This window comes from Flavobacterium sp. PS2 (assembly GCF_046250155.1).
Lineage (GTDB): Bacteria > Bacteroidota > Bacteroidia > Flavobacteriales > Flavobacteriaceae > Flavobacterium.
Genome location: NZ_CP176426.1, coordinates 5198434 through 5216955 on the forward strand (window position 1 = coordinate 5198434; position 18522 = coordinate 5216955).

At 30.9% G+C, this 18522-nt stretch carries 15 protein-coding genes, 1 pseudogene and 1 riboswitch; of the genes and pseudogenes, 14 read left to right on the top strand and 2 right to left on the bottom strand.

Annotated elements, in window-relative coordinates:
- The 8 genes and pseudogenes from ACJ6WR_RS22335 to ACJ6WR_RS22370 all read left to right on the top strand — a co-directional run bounded on the left by ACJ6WR_RS22335 (position 1) and on the right by ACJ6WR_RS22370 (position 8067).
- Positions 1-570: a hypothetical protein gene (locus ACJ6WR_RS22335; protein ID WP_409416551.1), complete on the top strand. Its 570-nt coding sequence runs from the start codon at positions 1-3 to the stop codon at positions 568-570.
- 138 nt (positions 571-708) lie between these two features.
- Complete coding sequence (locus ACJ6WR_RS22340; RefSeq protein ID WP_409416552.1) at positions 709-2385, top strand: RHS repeat-associated core domain-containing protein; 1677 nt, start codon at positions 709-711, stop codon at positions 2383-2385.
- The gene (locus tag ACJ6WR_RS22345) at positions 2382-2867 is read left to right on the top strand and encodes a hypothetical protein (RefSeq protein ID WP_409416553.1); all 486 of its coding nucleotides are present in this window, start codon (positions 2382-2384) and stop codon (positions 2865-2867) included. Before ACJ6WR_RS22340 ends, ACJ6WR_RS22345 begins: the two co-directional genes overlap by 4 nt.
- A 270-nt stretch (positions 2868-3137) precedes the next feature.
- A pseudogene (locus ACJ6WR_RS22350) lies at positions 3138-4112 on the top strand (hypothetical protein); the annotation flags it as partial.
- Between the two features lie 12 nt (positions 4113-4124).
- Entirely contained in the window at positions 4125-4514 is a 390-nt protein-coding gene (locus ACJ6WR_RS22355) for a hypothetical protein (RefSeq protein WP_409416554.1), read from the top strand.
- Positions 4515-4951: 437 nt separating this feature from the next.
- A complete protein-coding gene (locus tag ACJ6WR_RS22360; protein ID WP_409416555.1) occupies positions 4952-5515 on the top strand; it encodes a DUF922 domain-containing protein in 564 nt (187 codons plus the stop codon).
- Between the two features lie 693 nt (positions 5516-6208).
- Complete coding sequence (locus tag ACJ6WR_RS22365; protein ID WP_409416556.1) at positions 6209-6847, top strand: peroxiredoxin-like family protein; 639 nt, start codon at positions 6209-6211, stop codon at positions 6845-6847.
- Positions 6848-7785: 938 nt separating this feature from the next.
- Positions 7786-8067, top strand: a complete 282-nt coding sequence (locus tag ACJ6WR_RS22370; protein WP_131474456.1) for a hypothetical protein — start codon at positions 7786-7788, stop codon at positions 8065-8067.
- Between the two features lie 92 nt (positions 8068-8159).
- Here the strand turns inward: ACJ6WR_RS22370 and ACJ6WR_RS22375 are convergent, their stop codons facing one another.
- Entirely contained in the window at positions 8160-8621 is a 462-nt protein-coding gene (locus tag ACJ6WR_RS22375; RefSeq protein WP_039112125.1) for a DUF1810 domain-containing protein, read from the bottom strand.
- A 319-nt stretch (positions 8622-8940) separates the two neighbouring features.
- Positions 8941-9783, bottom strand: a complete 843-nt coding sequence (locus ACJ6WR_RS22380) for a GNAT family N-acetyltransferase (protein WP_039112124.1) — start codon at positions 9781-9783, stop codon at positions 8941-8943.
- A gap of 339 nt (positions 9784-10122) precedes the next feature.
- Positions 10123-10332: riboswitch (cobalamin riboswitch) on the top strand.
- Positions 10333-10448: 116 nt separating this feature from the next.
- On the opposite strand from ACJ6WR_RS22380, the gene ACJ6WR_RS22385 reads away from it, so the two are divergent.
- The 6 genes from ACJ6WR_RS22385 (at position 10449) to ACJ6WR_RS22410 (ending at position 18487) form a co-directional block, all read left to right on the top strand.
- Positions 10449-12497 carry a TonB-dependent receptor gene (locus ACJ6WR_RS22385; RefSeq protein ID WP_409416557.1) on the top strand — a complete coding sequence of 683 codons (2049 nt, stop codon included), beginning with the start codon at positions 10449-10451 and terminating at the stop codon, positions 12495-12497.
- The gene (locus ACJ6WR_RS22390; protein ID WP_086894264.1) at positions 12494-13639 is read left to right on the top strand and encodes a YncE family protein; all 1146 of its coding nucleotides are present in this window, start codon (positions 12494-12496) and stop codon (positions 13637-13639) included. The genes ACJ6WR_RS22385 and ACJ6WR_RS22390 overlap by 4 nt, the downstream gene beginning before the upstream one ends.
- Before the next feature lie 12 nt (positions 13640-13651).
- Positions 13652-14947, top strand: coding sequence for a hypothetical protein (locus tag ACJ6WR_RS22395; protein WP_086894265.1), 1296 nt, complete (start codon positions 13652-13654; stop codon positions 14945-14947).
- Positions 14948-14987: 40 nt separating this feature from the next.
- Positions 14988-16229, top strand: a complete 1242-nt coding sequence (locus ACJ6WR_RS22400; protein WP_409416558.1) for a hypothetical protein — start codon at positions 14988-14990, stop codon at positions 16227-16229.
- 4 nt (positions 16230-16233) lie between these two features.
- Complete coding sequence (locus tag ACJ6WR_RS22405; RefSeq protein WP_409416559.1) at positions 16234-17460, top strand: hypothetical protein; 1227 nt, start codon at positions 16234-16236, stop codon at positions 17458-17460.
- Positions 17461-17539: 79 nt separating this feature from the next.
- Positions 17540-18487 (top strand): DUF4465 domain-containing protein, encoded by a 948-nt coding sequence (locus tag ACJ6WR_RS22410; protein WP_409416560.1) that lies wholly within the window; start codon positions 17540-17542, stop codon positions 18485-18487.
- Positions 18488-18522: the final 35 nt, after the last annotated feature.

Here is an 18522-nt window from a genome sequence, read left to right on the forward strand (position 1 = left end):
ATGAAAAAAATGATTCTATTTGCTTTTATTGTGTTTTTTGTTTGTTCATCAAACATAAAACTTAAAAAGAAATCTTTTTATCAAGAACAAGACAATAATATATTATTTTGGTCAAGTAATAAAAAACTTACTTGGAATGATTTTCAAGGCGACCCTGACACCATAAACCTTATGATCAAAGCACAAACATTTGCAGGTCTAAAAATAGAGAATGGATATTGGCAAGAAGGAATCCCAAAAATCAATGTAATTTGTTATTTTTCTAAAAGTAAATCTTGGGTTAAAGTTAAAAGCGATAGTAATTTAGCTCACGAACAATTACATTTTGATATATGGGAATTATATGCAAGAAAAATCAGAAAGTCCTTTGATAGTCTAAACGAAAAAAAAATTAAAGATATAAAAGTTTATTATTCAGTCTTTGAATCTTATGGAGAAAAATGTAATAAATACAATGATTTTTATGATAGTAAAGTTTATTTTAATGATGAAAGACAGCAACAATGGATTGAAAATATCGCTATCGAATTAAATCAATTAAAAAGATATGAATATATCTTAGAGGAGTAATATTTTAGAGATTAAACAACAAAAAACCTCGCAAAGTTGCGAGGTTTTTTATTATGGAAGAAGCAAAATTACAATCGTTTAATCATTTTGCTTTTATCTTGTTTGTTAAGGAGAATAGCGACAATTAGAATTTCTTTTTTGCCTTCGTTGATTATAAAATGCCCCCCGCTTGATTGGGATGCTGGAGCTGCTAAAAAACTATATAACGGTAATATTTCTGAAATATCATGGGCTACTGGTACCGATGGTATTGGAGTTATTCGTGGGTATGGATATCAATACGATCAATTGAACCGCTTAAAAGATGCAACCTATCAAACTCCAAATCTTACAGATAACAAGAATTATTTTGGAGAGAATCTGGATTATGATAAAAACGGAAACATTATCCGACTACAACGTAAGTCCATGGCTGGAGTATCAAGCAATCCTTACGTTGGAGACATAGACAACTTAGGGTATTTTTATACTGACAACTCAAACCAATTGATAAAAGTAAGCGATACATCAAATTCTCCAAAAGGATTTAAAGACGATAGTGATGGTTATAATGACAGCTCAGATGATTATGCTTATGATGCTGACGGTAATTTAATTAAAGATGAAAATAAAAACATTACCGAGATACGCTATAATCATCTTAATTTGCCAACCAAAATAACATTTGGAGGGACAAATACGATTGAGTATATTTACAACGCAGCAGGGCAAAAATTAGGAAAAACCGTTACTGATAAGGGGATCATAACAAAGACCATTTATTTAGGTGGATTCCAATATAAAGATAATGCGCTACAGTTTTTTCCAACAGCAGAGGGCTATGTAAACAATACACCTGCAAGTGGAGCAGATAACTATAATTATGTGTTTAATTATACTGACCATCTAGGGAATATACGAGTGAGTTACAAAAAAAATGCACAAAACGTTCTTGAAATTCTCGAAGAAAACAATTATTACCCATTTGGTTTAAAACATGAGGGCTATAATACGGATAATTTACAAGTTAATTATAAATATAAGTATAACGGAAAAGAGCTGCAAGACGAGCTGGGGCTTGGGTTTTACGACTATCATGCTCGAAATTATGATGCAGCAATTGGGCGTTGGATGAACATTGATCCATTAGCAGAAAAATCACGTAGATTTAGCCCCTATACATACGCTCTTAATAACCCTGTTTATTTTATTGACCCAGATGGAATGATGGCTTCACCACCTGACGACCATTTCGATACTGCAGGTAATTTTTTATATACTGATACTAAAAAAACTAATAATATAGTTATTGATTCGCCTCAGTTTAATCCCGCTACACTTTCAAATTTTGAAACAAAATTAAGTGATTACACTTTTAATGAATCAAATTATTCAACTTTATCAAAAATAGCAGGACATTATGCAAGTGATGCTACAGTTGATCTTAAAGATGTCCATAATGGCAAAATATCGGTTGCAGATGCTATACCAGGAGAAGCTACGGGTGGAGTAACTCCATATACTATAGAAAAATACAATGATGGAGTTGCAAGTGTTCCAGATGTTTATGGTAGTGAAACTTTAATGAATACCAAAGGCTCAACTGTAACAGTTAATTTAATAGATGGAAAAGTTGATCCATTACTTACTGATAAAAATAATTTTACTGCCACATTAGATCATGAAGGAGGAAAAATTGGTCATTTGCAGAATCCAGACAAAAAACACACTGCTATTTACACTGACCAATTAAAAAAATATGAAAAAACTACAACACCTGATTATATAACACATCTCAAAAGTATGTTTAATTATTATAAAAAAAGAGGAGAATGAGAACTAACGTATTATTGACTATTTTATTAATGTTTATTTTAGTCGTATTTCAAAAATGTATTTTTTTTGAGTCAAAAGAAACCCAAAAAGTAATTTCTCAAGAATTGCTTTATGATTCAATTAATAAGAAATCAAAATTGTTTAATGTTGATTTAACGACGATAGTTGAATTTAAGGATACAGATTCCACAAGCAATAATTTTAATGACCTTTCTATAATCATAGAGAAAGATACTTTTCCTTTAATTCCAGACATTAAAAATAAAGAATTTATTAAAGAAAGAAATACTTTGAAAATTAAATTCGCTATTAAGACGAAGTTTACATCGAAAACTTTTGAAAATGATTCATTATCCGATAAAATATTGAAAAGTATAGTAATAATTGATAAGTCAAAAATTATAGAAAAAGATAAATCTTATGGGGTAAAATCTTTAATTTTAGGTTATCCAGTGAAAGAAAACGGAATAAAATTTGAATAAAATACCCTGCTACAAATGTCTTTAACTTAGTATTTGATAATTCTTTTTTGATATCATTTAAGTAAAGGGCATCAATTATATTATATGATTTATCAATACTCAATTCCAACGATTCACTATTAATAGATATATTTTTCATTATTTATTTATAAGGTACGTAAAGTTATGAGGATTTAGTTGATTCAGAAGATGAATTAATAAATGAAAATTATTGGAAAGAATTAGTTTCAAAATTTGATTCAGCAGAAATTGGTTTAATATTACCCTGCTCTTGGACGTTGGATGAATATTGACCCATTAGCAGAAATGTCTAGAAGATGGTCGCCATATACATATTGTTATAACAATCCTGTGTTTTTTATTGACCCAGATGGAATGCTAGCTACTTACGATTGGGATGCCCATAATTCAGGAAGAAAAGGAGTTTATAAAGATGGAGATAAAGAAGTATCATTTGAACAAGCAAAGGCAAGTCACGGTATTTCTACACCTAAACAAGAACAATACAAAAAAGGAGATTATGTTGCTATAGTAAATGCACCAAAAGGTGCAGGCGGTTTTGGACATAATGCTTTATTAGTAGGTAATGACGATACGGGATGGGTATTTATTTCAAAAGAGGGTAGAGACGAAGATGAAAATTCTAATAGTGGCAATAATCCATTGACTGGTGGGACTGCTTTAGATGCTAGAAAAGACACATTTAAGACTATTAATGCTTTTTTTGCAGATAAGGATTATTCAGAATATAAGGAAGGAGTAGTAATTAAAATACAATCAGCTATAAAATATTTAAAAGCAAATAAAGCAGATGGTATTTTTGCTAAATTACAAGCAAGGAAAGAAACTATAACAATTGGAGCAATTGATGGAGGAAGCCAATTTGACCCAAATACAAATACAATTAGTTGGGACCCTAATAAAGGATTGCTCACAAATGAAGGAGTAGTAATATCTGCGACGACCATTGTTAATCATGAAGCCGATCATGCTCTACAAGAACTAGAAAACCCAGATCAAAAAAAAGCTGATAAGGCTACTAAAGTAGAGGGATACGACAATAAAGAGGAACAAAGAGTTATTGAGGGCAGTGAACAAGAAACAGCTAAAGCCCTTGGTGAAATTAAGGAAGGAGAGGTTACTCGTAAAGATCACGGAGGAACACTAATTGAAACAGTCAGTCCTACATCGACAACTGCTACAAATGAAGTAATAATCACTATTCCAGTTAAAAAACAAAATTAACGAATGAAATATATGAAAAAAATTATTTTTATAATTGCAATCTTTTTAAATTTAGGATGTAATATTAATGAGAAAAAAATTACCGAAATTTTGATAAAAAAGGTTAATTTAAATATTGATACGGCAGTTAGAGTAAATTGTGCCGAGTTTGATTCATCATTTAAAGGATTAGTTAAAGCTTATAAAATTAGGGATCAAAAAAAAATAAAAAAATTAGATTCTATTATGAATTCCATGCATAAATCTGGCAAAATAGAAAATATAGATACAAGAAAGAAAATTATAATTTTATATTCTGACAATTCAAAAGAAACTCTATGTGTTGATAGATTTGGAGTTATGTTAAATGGAAACTCAATGAAGATTGATAATCAATCATTACAGTTTATTCAAAATCTATAAATCCCGATCGCTCGAATATTCCCAACGTGTTCAAACGAAGCGCTGTGCGAACATCTCCGACTTCGCCCCCACAATCAAAAGAAAACACATAAAACCTCGTCAAACATTGGCGAGGTTTTATTATGGAGTAGAATGTTATACTTCTTTGAAGTGTTCTTTATGCAAGCTGTGAGGATGTCACCATACTTTCTACCCACAAAGCGAATCACTTAAACCAATCTTGACTTAGTTTAAATTCTCATTTTAGCGAGCGAAATTATAGTTTAATTTTGATTACAGGTACTCATTGTAAATGAGTACTATTGTGTTTAAATTCAATACCTTATTAATATTACCGCTATAAAATTAAAATTAACCTTTCTTAAACATGTAAAAGCATCATTGTTTTTAATAATAATATTTTTATTAATCAATTTTGTAATATAAAAACTATAAGAATGATAAAAAAATCAATACTCTTAGCATCTTTTATAATTATTTTGAGTTCATTAAGTAATTATAATGATAGTAACAGCAGTCTAGAAGACGATAAAGATATAATCTTTTGGTCAAGTAATAAAAAGTTAATTTGGAAAGATTTCAAAGGAATTCCAGACACTCTTAATTCAATAATGCTTGCTGGAACATGTTCGGATATAAATTTTGAGTATAACTCTTCAAACAATTTATTAACAGATTATAAAGTTGAATGTACTTTTATAAAAAGTAAATCTTGGACTATAACCGATGATCCACAAATTTTAGCACATGAACAATTGCATTTTGATATTAGTGAGTTATATGCGAGAAAAATCAGAAAAGCATTTGATAGCCTTAAAATTAAAAATAATAATTTTATAGAAAATTATACTATAATTTATGAATCAAATATAATTAAGAGAAATGATTTAAATAAGCTATACGACAGTCAGGTGTATGGAAACACTATCCTTCAACAGCGTTGGATAAAAAAAATCAAAAGCGATTTACTAAAATTAAAAAAATATGAATACACCTACTAATCCTGAAATTATATCATAAAGAAAATCTTACTGATTATGAAAAAAAAATAAATATTTTTATGTATACTTGGGATTAACTTGCTCCTTATATTATGTGGTTTGTTAATGAAAAAATTATGTTTAATTTATTTTACCTAACTGTACTAATTTTTTTATCTTTTCTTATTTTTGATTTAATTAGAAAAAAAAGAGTTTTTACAATTAATGTTTTTGAAAATTTAAGCGATTTTTTTTTAATTTTTATACTGTTATTTATGATTCATGAAAATCCAAAAATAAACTGGGTTTTTATATCAATATTTATCTTTTGCCAACTGATTATGATTTTTACTAAAGATTCATCTGAAGATAATAACTCTCATCGCTAGGATATAAAATCCCCGCTCTGCGAAGAGTTCTAAAGTACCAGCTGCGCGAACGTCTCTGACTTCGTGCCCACAAAGCAAATCGCAGAAACCAATAAAACCTCGTCTAATACTGGCGAGTTTTTTTTATAACTTAGAATGCCTGAGCCGTACTAATTTTTCATTTTTGGCTAATGAAATTCAGGTAAATTCAAATTGATATTTTTTTATTCTATCGCTAATTCCTTTGTTTTCTTAAAATTGACTTTTTTATCCCATAAGGACAATTTTATGCGGTATTGCGGTTCTGAATTAACTTTTAAATCTTTGCGGAAATAGTAAACAAAATATGAAGATTTTAGCGCAACAGATAGAGGAATTAAATGAAAATTTAGCAAAACAGCTTCCGACAGAAGTTTTAGAAATATTTAGTAAATCCATTGAGGAATTGAAAACTCAGGGGATTGAAGAAAGTAGCATCGGGATAGGCGAACGGTTTCCTGATTTCTGTCTTTCAAATACAAATGATGAAAAAATAGAATTAAAAGAGCTTCTTAAAAACGGGAAAGTGATTGTAGCTTTTTTTCGAGGCAGTTGGTGTCCGTATTGTAATTTAGAATTGAAAGCATTGCAGGAAAACCTAAAACAGATTGTCGGCAGAAAGGCAAAATTGTTAGTAATCTCTCCGCAAAAAACTGATTATAGCAAAGAATTAAAGAATAATCACCAACTAGATTTTGAGTTATTAACGGATAAAGATAATGCTTTGGCCAAACAACTTGGTATTTCTTTTGAACTTCAAGAGTATGTAATTCCTACTTACAACAGCCTAGGAATAAAGTTATCTGATTATAACGATAATGATAACAACGAATTACCTATTCCTGCAGTTTTTGTTATCGATACCGATTATCGTATTACCTATAAATTTGTTGATTCCAATTATATGAACAGAATAAACATTCAAGAATTAATTGAACAATTATGATCTACATAAAATCACGTTTTAATGAACGGGAATTTTTTTATTTTAATTCTTATTGTAAACACTGATTGTAAATCAATGTTATATTTGTATATATTCAAGCAAAAGAGGTTGGAATTTAACTATATGAAAAATAAAACACTAAGAACTTCCTACATTTCATTTACTATTCTAATAATCCTTCTAATTTTGGAAATTATTATGATAGATAATAGAATTAATAGTTATGGTACTTATATTAGAGGATCAAAAGTTATACTATCCTATTTTTTTCACTTGCCTCTTTTCATTATTAATTTAATACTAGCAATAAAAGTGCTTCAATTTTATCTTAAAAATAAATTTAAAAAACCTCTTAAAGCTTTTTATTTTGTAATACCGTCTTTCATTTTTTACATATGCTGTATAATATATCTTATAAATGATATCATATAATTAATCACATCATAAATTATAGCTATTATTGAAATCTGTTAGATGATTTTTACCTTTCCTAAATATTACGTAATATAAAATTAAAGTTTATGATATATAACATGCTTATTAGCGTTTGTTTGGCTATTTTTTCATTTATCTTTTATAAATTTCATAAGTTTTGGCTTAAAAACAGTAAAAACGAACTATTTGTAAAAGAGGGTAACCGTTTAAGTATAGTAAAACATTGGGTAATTATTTTAAGAACTGCGCTTTTTTCAGTAATATATTTTTTTAAAGCAATTATATATTAAAACTAATTTTCAATAATTTAACTCAATCTATTCAATTTATACAAAGCCAATTGTTGTTATAGTATTAAGAAACGTAAAGCAAGTATTTGATTATAATGTGTACTTTGAGGAGCTAATGCAGAGATCAAAAAAATAAATTATCAATAATAATAAATTTTAGTACTTCAGAAATTGTAACTACTACTAATTGAATGAATAATTTACATTTTAGAAATGATCCTCAACATGAATTCCTATAAAGATATATTAGATAAAAAAGAAGAGTTTTATAATTTAGCTATTAAGTATTATTATAATATTGATAAAGAATATTTAGACAACATAAGTAAGATTGTAAATAAATCAATCTCAATATTAGTTGATCATGAATTCATTCCGACACCATGTATCGAAATAAGATTAGAACTTCATCACCAAGATGATGACGTAAATGTTAGTTCATATTATCTATATATCAATGAAGAAAACGAATTTATTGATGAATTTCTTTACTAATTAACAAAACTAAAAAGACACTACCGATTTGCGAAAGCAAATACAATGTAGTGTCTTTTTTTGAGTAAATAATCTATTACATTACTGTATAATTACAGCGTAGTTGTTTCAATAGATTGCTCTATAATTGAATTAATAATGGTCAAAGTGCGTGGGTCTTGTTCTCCTGAGAAAAAAGCATTTAATATTTCCTGAAAAATAGGGTGGCAGTTTTCTACTAAGCTAAAAAGCGTCATCGAAGAACGTAATTTTCTAGCGTCTAACTCTCCCAGAAGTGATTCTGCTGATTTCATTTTAAAAGTCAATAAAAGCTCAGAAATCTCAACAAGGTGTTTTCCCAAAATTGGGTGTGCTGCAAATTCTGTAGCTTCTTTTAAATCGGTAATAGCATAAAAATTGGCTGTATCGCTAGTGCCTAAACCCGTAATTTGTGGAAAAATAAACCACATCCAGTGGGTTTCTTTTTTCCCCTTTTTAATTTCAGAAAGAGCGGTAAGATACAGCTGGTTTTGCGCTTCTAAAAAACGGATTAAATCATTGTTTGAATGTGCCATTGTTGTATTATATTGTGTAAAAAAGGGTGCAAAAATACTAAAAAATATAGGTTCTTCCTAATGGAAGACTCAGACTATGTGAGTTTTATGACTAAGTTGAGTAATAATCTTACTTAAAATTTTATAAAAAACAGCTTCAAATAACTGATATAATTAAATATACAATTCTGTTGAAAAATTATAAAAAAAAATCAAATTTTAGTAAACTTTCGTCCAGGTTCAAATATTATAAATCAATTTTAAACACGAATTACACTAATTGTCACTAATTCTTTTGCCTAATTAATTTTACAACCGAAAATTTATATTTCTTTTTTACTTAAAGATTTCTTTTCATTTCAAATTGCGAAATTGTATATGGTATATTTAAATTTTTTATAAATCCTTTTGCTTCTGCAGAACTATTCTGAACATTATATACTAATAATTCATTTTGATCCACAGCATTGTTAATATGATTAAATAAACTCGTACCAATTCCTTTACGGCGATAATTAGGAGCTACAGCTACTTGATTAATTTTTTTGGATGTAGGATTATATATTGCATAACCTACCAATTCAGCATCTATATAAGCTCCAAGAATTTGGCTAAATTCTATACTATTGTTCACTGCCATAATATCGTTTTGCCATGAAGGTTCTATATCCCAAAAAGATTTAAACAATTCCCATTGAGCTTCTTTAAGATTCTTTATATCAACTTTAGGATTTATATCTAATGCCGGTACTTTACCTTTAAAACAATCTAGTTTTCTATGTATTGTATAACCCATCTTTTCGTAAACTCGTATTGCAGGATGATTTCCTTCTATAACTTCTAAAACCATTTGCTTAACGCCAAGATTTTCTAATTTCGGCACTAAAATAGCATACATTTTACCAACTAAACCTTTTCCTCTATAATCTGGAACAACTCCTGTTGCAGCATTATAAGCAACAAATTCTTCGTTTGTAGTATTTAAAGCATGCAGCATAAATCCAACTAATTTATCTTCGGCATAAACTCCGATAGACAAATCTAATTTAATATTTTCGGCAGAAATCTTAGCTTTAAGTTGCTCTAAATTAAGACTAAAAGGCACGATATAATCTGAAAAAGATAAATTAATAACCGCTAATAGATCTTTAATATCAATGTTTTCTAAACTTTTTACTTCCATTTTTTATGCTAAATTTTTTGAGTTTAAGATTGAGTTTCTCTAATTTATAAAGGTTTTCTAAATATTGAAATAGAGAAAATCAAATATACATTTTATGTAAAAAACAATGATGAACTATTTTACATTTTATTAAAAAATAGGAGGTAACCACATGGATGTCGAAACATCGAGATATTGTTTTTTTACAAGAATCGTCTAGTTTTCAAACTGATATATTGTCATATTTTTAAATTTATTGGATATAAATGAAAATTATCAAATTAGCAGATTATGCCCTTATTTTATTGTCTTAATTCTAATTAAATTAAATAAGAACTTTTTTTCATAAACTTATGTTATATATTTGCTCAAAATTTTGGTCTACTTTTTCTTAAAATTTAAGGAAAAATAGTTAAAAGGGAATCAGGTGTAAATCCTGAACAGACCCGCTACTGTAAGTTCTATATAAGTCTTTAAACGTTACTTATGCCATTGTCCCGATTCTCGGGATGAGAAGGTTGTTTAAAGATGGAACAAGTCAGGAGACCTGCCAAAATCACATAGTTTAAAACTTTCGAGGAATAAAGTTGAAGAACAAGAAAATTAGCCTGTTATTTTATAGCGGGACTTTCTTATTATGCTTCTTGATTATTACATCGCGAAAAGTTTTTATAATTTATTTAGTGATGTATAATACAAACAAAAAGCTTTTATTCGTTTTTATCTTATTTACTCCATTTTTGCTTCATTCACAAGCAACTAATGATAGCATTCGCAAACTAAAAGAAGTAATTCTTAAGGCAAAACCATACCAGGAAGTAATTCCTGTGCAAAGCCTCTCGGGGAAATTACTAGAAAATCTTGCCAGTCATAATGTTGCCGATGCACTTCGTTATTTTGCCGGAGTCCAGATTAAAGATTATGGTGGTCTTGGCGGACTTAAAACTGTAGATGTCCGTAATATGGGAACGCACCACGTAGGTGTTTTTTACGACGGAATCCAATTAGGTAATGCGCAAAACGGAGTTACAGATTTAGGTAAATATTCCCTAGACGACATGGAATCTCTTACCATGTATAACGGTCAGAAAAGCGAAATATTCCAGTCTGCAAAAGACTTTGCAGCAGCATCTACTATTTATTTAAGAACTAAACGTCCCGTTTTTGAAGGGAATAAAAAAACAAATTTATTGGTGCGGTTTAAAACTATGACCATAAATTATTTTGATCCGTCTTTTAGATGGGAACAAAAGCTGAGCAATAAAGTAAGCATGAGCGTAAGTTCTGAGTATATAAAATCTAACGGTGAATATAAATTCAGGTACAAAAGAAACAATCAGGATGGTACCGTAGCTTACGATACTACTGCCACAAGACATAATAGTGATATTGAAGCATTCAGATTTGAATCTGGACTTTACGGAAAAATAAATAATGGTTCCTGGGATGCCAAAGTTTATTATTACGACTCAGATAGGGGAGCACCGGGAGCAATTGTCGAAAATAAGTTTTCTGACGGATTTAGACAGTACGACAAGAATTTCTTCACACAGGCATCTATAGTAAAGGATTTTACAAAAAAATACAAATTTCAGGCAAAGGCAAAATATGCTTATGATTATACACATTATGTTGCCAGAGATACAACCCATATTTTAGGCGAAACAGTAACCGAAGGAGCACAATCTGACGATAGTTATTACCAACAGGAAATATACTTCTCGGCAGTAAATATGTACAATATATTACCAACATGGGATGTTTCGTTATCTACAGATTTTCAATACAATAAACTTAATGCTACAAGAAAAGGGATACAAACTCAATTTTCATTTCCGCAACGCTATACAGCATTGTTTTCATTGGCAAGTTCCTTCAGACTTGGGCAATTTAAAGCTTTAGGTAGTGTTGTTGGTACTTATGTTCAGGAAGAAGTGCGCTATAACGCAAAAGCTCCGGACAAAAAAGAGTTTACTCCTGCATTATTCCTTGGTTATACACCATTTAAAGACTACGATTTTAATTTACGAGCATTTGCAAAACGTATTTTCAGGATGCCCACTTTTAATGACTTGTATTATACCATGGTTGGATCCAGTACTTTGAGACCCGAATATATGAACCAGTACGATGTTGGGTTTACTTATAATTTACCAGTAAATAATTCTTTTTTAGACAAACTTTCTATTCAGGTTGATGGATATTATACCAATACCAAAGATAAAATTGTAGCAGCTCCAACAGGAAATTTATTCCGCTGGATGATGACCAATATGGGACAAGTAAAAGGAAAAGGTATAGAATCGGTACTTAATATAGGAATGCATATTGGTAATGTAAACTTAGCTACGAATCTTACCTACACTTATTCTGAAAGTAGAGATTATACAAAATTTGCAGGTTTAGAATTGTCTTCTTACGGAGATCAGATTCCTTATACTCCGTGGCATAGCGGTTCTGGGATATTAAATGTGGATTATAAAACCTGGAATTTTAACTACAGTTTTGTTTATGTAGGAAAACGATATAATGGTAATGTCAACAATATCAAAATCAATGAAATTCAGCCTTGGTACACACACGATTTAGCGGTACAAAAGTCTTTTGCTTTAAGCAAATATTTAATAAAAGGTACAATAGAGGTAAACAATGTACTTAATCAGCAGTATGAGGTTATATACAATTATCCGATGCCGGGACGTACAATGAAATTTATAATAAGTATTGCGCTATGAAAAAGATAACTACACAATTAATCCTCGGTTTATTTATAGCCCTTGCTTTTGCTTCTTGTAGAGAAGAAGAAACCATTTTTCCATCTTCGGATAAAAGCGTTGCTGCACCAAGAAGTGATGGCAAGATAGAAGGTTTTTATCTGCTTAACGAAGGTAATATGGGGATGAACCGCGCGAGCATCGATATATTTAATTATAGAACCGGAAATTATACTACCGATATTTATTCGGAACGAAACCCTACAGTTATAAAAGAATTGGGTGACGTAGGTAACGATATCAAAATTTATGGTAATAAGGTTTATGCTGTAATAAACTGTTCTAATAAAGTTGAAGTAATCGATAAATGGTCGGCAAAACGTATCAAAAAAATTGATATTCCTAACTGCCGATATGTAGCTTTTTACAAAGACAAAGCCTATGTAAGTTCCTATTCTGGTCCTGTAGCCATAGATCCTAACGCAGAGATAGGTTTTGTGGCTGAAATTGATACCACATCATTAGAAATAAAACGAAAAGTAAATGTAGGTTATCAGCCAGAGCAAATGGTGGTTAGTAACGGAAAATTATATGTAGCAAACTCAGGAGGTTATAGAGTTCCTAATTATGACAGAACCGTATCTGTGATTGATCTTGAGACTTTTACCGAAATAAAAAAGATAGATGTTGGTATAAATCTTTACAGTATGCAAATAGACAGTAGAGGAGATATTTATGTGAGTTCCAGAGGAGATTATTACAATACACCATCAAATCTTTTTGTAATTGATACCAAAACGGATGAGAAAAAAATGCAACTCGATATTCCGGTTCTAGGAATGTGTTTAGTAGATGATTTACTCTATTTCTATAGTGTATCGTGGAGCTATCTTACTAATAGTAATAAAGTAACCTACGGAATATTAGACACTAAAACCAAAAAGATAATAAGCGACAAGATAATCACTGACGGTACAGATAAACAAATAATGATTCCTTACGGACTACAGGTAAATCCCGAAACCAAAGAAATTTATATCACCGATGCACAAAATTATGTCGTAACAGGCTATATCTATTGCTTTACACCCGATGGAAAATTAAAATGGAAAACTACAGCAGGAAATATACCTGCACATATTGCTTTTATAACCAAAAACTAAAATAGTAAAATCATGTATAACAAATCTTTAAAACATTTCCGAACGCTATTGCTTATACTCGCAGCAGCATTGGTAACCAATTGTTCTAGTGGAGACGATAGTTCTGATAATAGTAATCCGCCAACAGGTGGTATTGGTAACAATGAGTACAATGCGCAAAGAGCTACAATAGTACCAATTACTGTAAATAGTACCGTAAGCGCAAATGCAACTTATAGTTGGAGTGTAACAAATTCTCCTTCAGAAAATTATTCTTTGGCAAACAACACTGCAAAAGAAGCCTTATTTGCAGCAACAGAAATAGGAACGTATGAACTTACTGTAGTTATAACTGATAACGGAAATACGCAAACACAAAAAATTAAAGTACACGTAAGCAAGGAAGCTAAGGATTATAAAACATTTATTGCCAAAGTATTTGATTTTAAACCTGCTCCGGGACAGTTTATAAATGATTTGCCTGCAGCGAATGACGGTGAAACGTATGATAAAATTTTAAGCAGAGCTAATACGTATCTAGCCAAGAAAAACGGAGATCTGATTTCGCTAGGAGCCTTTGGTGGTTATATTGTTTTTGGCTTCGATCACACAATTGTAAACGTAAAAGGCAAACGTGATTTTAGAGTTTTAGGGAATGCTTTTTGGGCAGAGGCCAATCCTAATCCTGATAAAACTATGCGTGGCGGGAGTAGTGAAGCTGGAGTTATAATGGTATCCTACGACAAAAATAAAAATGGACTTCCGGATGATGAATGGTACGAAATAGAAGGAGCTGGGCATAAAATGGAAAAAACAGTTCAGAATTATGAAATCACCTATTATAGACCTGATCCTAATAAAATTCCGGTTCCAGGAGGTGGTACAGGAACTGTACAATTTACAGATATAGAATATATATACTGGAAAGACAACCAAGGTAAAGACGGTTATTTAGCCCAGAACAACGCTTATAATCATTCCTTAGATTATTGGCCAAAATGGCTCAAAGATCAGGAAAAAATCACTTTTAAAGGTACAAGATTACCAGATAATGCTGTTGATGAAAGCGGAACTGGAAGCTATTTTGTTCAGTACGCATTTTTATACGGATATGCAGATAATGCCCCAAACAATGATAATGATTCTGCAATAGATATTGATTGGGCAATAGATAAAAATGGAAACAAAATTCATTTGCCAGGAGTCGATTTCGTAAAAGTTTATAATGCACTTAATCAGCAAGCCGGATGGTTAGGAGAAACTTCTACCGAAATAATGGGTGCTACAGATTTGCATCTTTTAGGAGAAAATATCCCTACCAGACCATAAATAAAAAAGGATTTTAAATTAAACTATAATACCAGAAACCATGAAAAAAAATTTAACCCATTTATTATTCCTTGCATTCTTAGTTATAGGATGCAGTAGTAATGATGATGACTCAAAACCAGTAGACGAGGCTAAGAATACAATAGCAATTACTCTTCAAGAAAAACATGATATAGGAACATTTAGTGTCTTAAATATAAATGCTTCAGCTACTGCAACAAACCCAACATATCAATGGGTAATGACTAAAAATCCAGTTAATAAAACTACAGATTCTATTGTTGGAAATACTAAAGATTTAAGATTCATAGCGCTATACTCAGGTGCATATGAACTGACATTAAATGTATCGGCAGATGGAAAAAAAGGAAGCAAAAAAACACTAGTAAATGTTACTAAAGAGACTAAAAATTACAATCCTTATATAACAGCAATCTACGATTTTGATCCTGCACCGGGAATGTTTGCCAATGATTTATTTAAAATTGGTTTTACAAAAGAAGATATAATGCGAGTAGCATTAGGCAGGATTAATGAAACTAGTGTTGGTTATCCATTAGACTTAGGTGGTTTTGGAGGATCTATTATTGTAGGGTTTGATCATACTGTTATTAATAATGCAGGACAAAAAGATTTTAGAGTTTATGGAGGAGATTTAACCGATAAAGGCAATCCCCCAGCTCCAGGATTACTATTTGTAGCCTATGATAAAAACGGTAATGGAAAACCAGATGATGATGAATGGTACGAAATAATAGGAAGTCAGCATACTAAAGAAAATACTACCAAAAATTTTAAGATTACATACCATAAACCTGCCATAGGAAAGCCTGTAGTAGTAAGTGGTCCTAATGATCCATTTATAGATCGTGAACACATTTATTGCGAAAACAATAATTCTGAAACCTATTATTTACCAAGATCTAAGACAAAAAAAGAATATTATCCAGCTTGGACAACTCAAAATACAGCTGTATATGAAGGAACCAGGCTAAATGTAAAATTTACACCACTACGTCCCGGACAAACTACACTATGGAATTTTGAATCTCCTGAATGGGGATATGTAAATGCTGTAAATCCTGATATTGATATAGACTGGGCTGTAGATAAAAACGGAAACAAAGCAAATCTACCGGGAATAAATTTTATAAAAATTGTAAACTGTGTTAGTGAGCCAATGGGACTTTGTCATCAGCAATCATCAATGGCAACAAGATTCGCAGGAGCAGCAGATCTTCATATATTAAAAAAATATAATTTAAGAAAAGTAAAAGAATAAGAAAATGAAAAAATATTTAAAATATAGTTTGATTTTAGTAGCTATTGGTGCTTTTTATTGCTGTAGTAACGATGATGATTCAAAACCTGAAATAACTCCTGAACCCGTTAAAAACGCTTCTGTTACATTAAAATTAGAACCAAATTTTGCTGTAGAAAGATATAGCGTAGTAACTATAAATCCAGAAGTTGTTATTGAAAACGCTAGTGAAGCTGTTGCAAAATACAAATGGACTGTTAAAGTAACTGGTACTGATGGAGTTGTGAAAGATTCTATTATTGGCGATGCAAAGACGTTACAATTTATTGCTCCTAAAGCGGCTGATTATGCTGTAGAATTTACAGTAACATTAGACAAATTAGTAAAACAAGCTTCAACGAAAGTTAAAGTTTCAGAAACAGGTAAAACCTATACAGCAAAAGCGCTATCGCTTATAGATTATTTACCAGCACCAAGTTATGCTCTTGATAATTATGAGTTTACTACTAAAACTGAAATTTTAGAAAATATTCAGGCAAGTCTTAATCAGGGAGAAGATATTAACCTTGGAACTTTTGGCGGGTACATTGTTACAAAATTTGATCATACTGTTATTAATTCTTATGGCAAACGAGATTTTACTGTTCAAACTGTTGCTAATAGTACTACTGTAAAAGTTTTCCCAGTAAGTGTATATGTAGCGTATGATGCCAATAAAAACGGTATTGCAGATGATAATGAATGGTATGAGATAGGAGGGAGTGAGCATAATAAATCTACGACAACAAAAAATTACGAAATCACTTATTTCAAGCCAGATCCAGCCAAAGTGGCTGTAACAGGCAAAGCCGATTGGCAGTTTGATAAAGAATATTTAAAATGGACAGATAATAAAAACACATCCAACTTTATTACTAAAACAAAAAAATGGAGACGTTTAAATTATTACCCACAATGGATAGGAGATTCTTATACCCTAAAAGGAACAAAACTATACTTACCAGTAAAAGATGTAAGTGATGGAGAAGGGACTGCTTTTAATGTAGGAACTTTTGAATGGGGTTATGCTGGTATCAAAGATCCTTCGATAGATATTAGTTGGGCTGTAGATAGTAACGGAAAAAAAGTGCATTTACCTGGAATCGATTTTGTTAAAGTATATGTATCAACATATACAGAGCTTGGAGCTTCAGATTTATTGACAAGTTCTTTTAAAGAAGCTGAGGATTTGAATTTTGCAAAAAGCAAATAATTAAAACTGCATATTCTTAAAAAAGTATGCTATTGCAAAAACATTAAAGAAGAATTATTAACCCCTAATTTTATAAATAATGAAGAAAGTAATTTATTTTTTGACCGTTGGTTTACTTTTAGGACTTTCGTCCTGTAGTAACGAAGATGATGTTTTAATTGATGGTAATGGAAATGCAGTCGCAAACAGTGCAAATGCATCTACAAGCAGAATCCTTGCTGATCCGGCAATAGGAACTACAACAACTCTTAATCTAACGAGTTCTTTATTGGCAAGCGGAATCAGTACAACTGGTGGTAAGTATTGGGAAAACACTTATGTATCTAACACAAAACTAAATGTAGATATATTTACGTTTTCGCACACGGCTACATCTGCGGGATACAACTACTGGGATGGTTTTATAGTATCTAACGTAAATGATATTAAAGATTACGGTTCTGGTGCTGCTCCGGGTGGATCAGATGGTTGGGTGCCTCACCAATGGGGAACTATGGCAGGAAGTGGTTTTAATACTTCTTCTACAATTGCGCCAGGAACTCCGGGAACAACAGGAGATCCTTATATTGTAGCTTATTGGTCTAGTTATTTAGATCCTAAAAATCCACAAGGAACTACTTTTACTGAAGGAGGATTTTCAAACTGGGTAAAAATAGGAAATACAGGAACATACCAAGTTAAAGGATTGAAAATTAATATGCATCCGTGGCCTTATTATGGTTGTTTAAATGGAGATGGTTTTGCTAAGAAATTTGTTTCTGGTGATCATTTCGAATTATTAATTTATGGTGTTGATGCAAGCGGAGTTATCTCTGCTCCAGTAACACATACATTAGCAAATCATACAGGAACTTCTCTTGTAATGCCAACAGGTTGGATAGATGTAACTGCTCTTAAACTAGCTAGTTTAGGAGATGTTAAATATCTTATTTTCCAGATGGCTTCAACAGACTCAGATCCCATTTACGGAATCAATACTGCAGCATATTTTTGTTTAGACAAACTTTCGGTAAAACGAATAGACTAAAACAAATTGTTTACAATACAAAAAAGAGCCATTCA

Bases quoted from the DNA above. Each gene is read 5' to 3' on its own strand.
- ACJ6WR_RS22375 (WP_039112125.1), bottom strand. From the start codon at position 8,621: ATGGCACATTCAAACAATGATTTAATCCGTTTTTTAGAAGCGCAAAAC.
- ACJ6WR_RS22410 (WP_409416560.1), top strand. From the start codon at position 17,540: ATGAAGAAAGTAATTTATTTTTTGACCGTTGGTTTACTTTTAGGACTT.
- ACJ6WR_RS22385 (WP_409416557.1), top strand. From the start codon at position 10,449: ATGTATAATACAAACAAAAAGCTTTTATTCGTTTTTATCTTATTTACT.
- ACJ6WR_RS22335 (WP_409416551.1), top strand. From the start codon at position 1: ATGAAAAAAATGATTCTATTTGCTTTTATTGTGTTTTTTGTTTGTTCA.
- ACJ6WR_RS22395 (WP_086894265.1), top strand. From the start codon at position 13,652: ATGTATAACAAATCTTTAAAACATTTCCGAACGCTATTGCTTATACTC.
- ACJ6WR_RS22360 (WP_409416555.1), top strand. From the start codon at position 4,952: ATGATAAAAAAATCAATACTCTTAGCATCTTTTATAATTATTTTGAGT.
- ACJ6WR_RS22390 (WP_086894264.1), top strand. From the start codon at position 12,494: ATGAAAAAGATAACTACACAATTAATCCTCGGTTTATTTATAGCCCTT.
- ACJ6WR_RS22400 (WP_409416558.1), top strand. From the start codon at position 14,988: ATGAAAAAAAATTTAACCCATTTATTATTCCTTGCATTCTTAGTTATA.
- ACJ6WR_RS22345 (WP_409416553.1), top strand. From the start codon at position 2,382: ATGAGAACTAACGTATTATTGACTATTTTATTAATGTTTATTTTAGTC.
- ACJ6WR_RS22405 (WP_409416559.1), top strand. From the start codon at position 16,234: ATGAAAAAATATTTAAAATATAGTTTGATTTTAGTAGCTATTGGTGCT.
- ACJ6WR_RS22370 (WP_131474456.1), top strand. From the start codon at position 7,786: ATGATCCTCAACATGAATTCCTATAAAGATATATTAGATAAAAAAGAA.
- ACJ6WR_RS22355 (WP_409416554.1), top strand. From the start codon at position 4,125: ATGAAAAAAATTATTTTTATAATTGCAATCTTTTTAAATTTAGGATGT.
- ACJ6WR_RS22365 (WP_409416556.1), top strand. From the start codon at position 6,209: ATGAAGATTTTAGCGCAACAGATAGAGGAATTAAATGAAAATTTAGCA.
- ACJ6WR_RS22380 (WP_039112124.1), bottom strand. From the start codon at position 9,783: ATGGAAGTAAAAAGTTTAGAAAACATTGATATTAAAGATCTATTAGCG.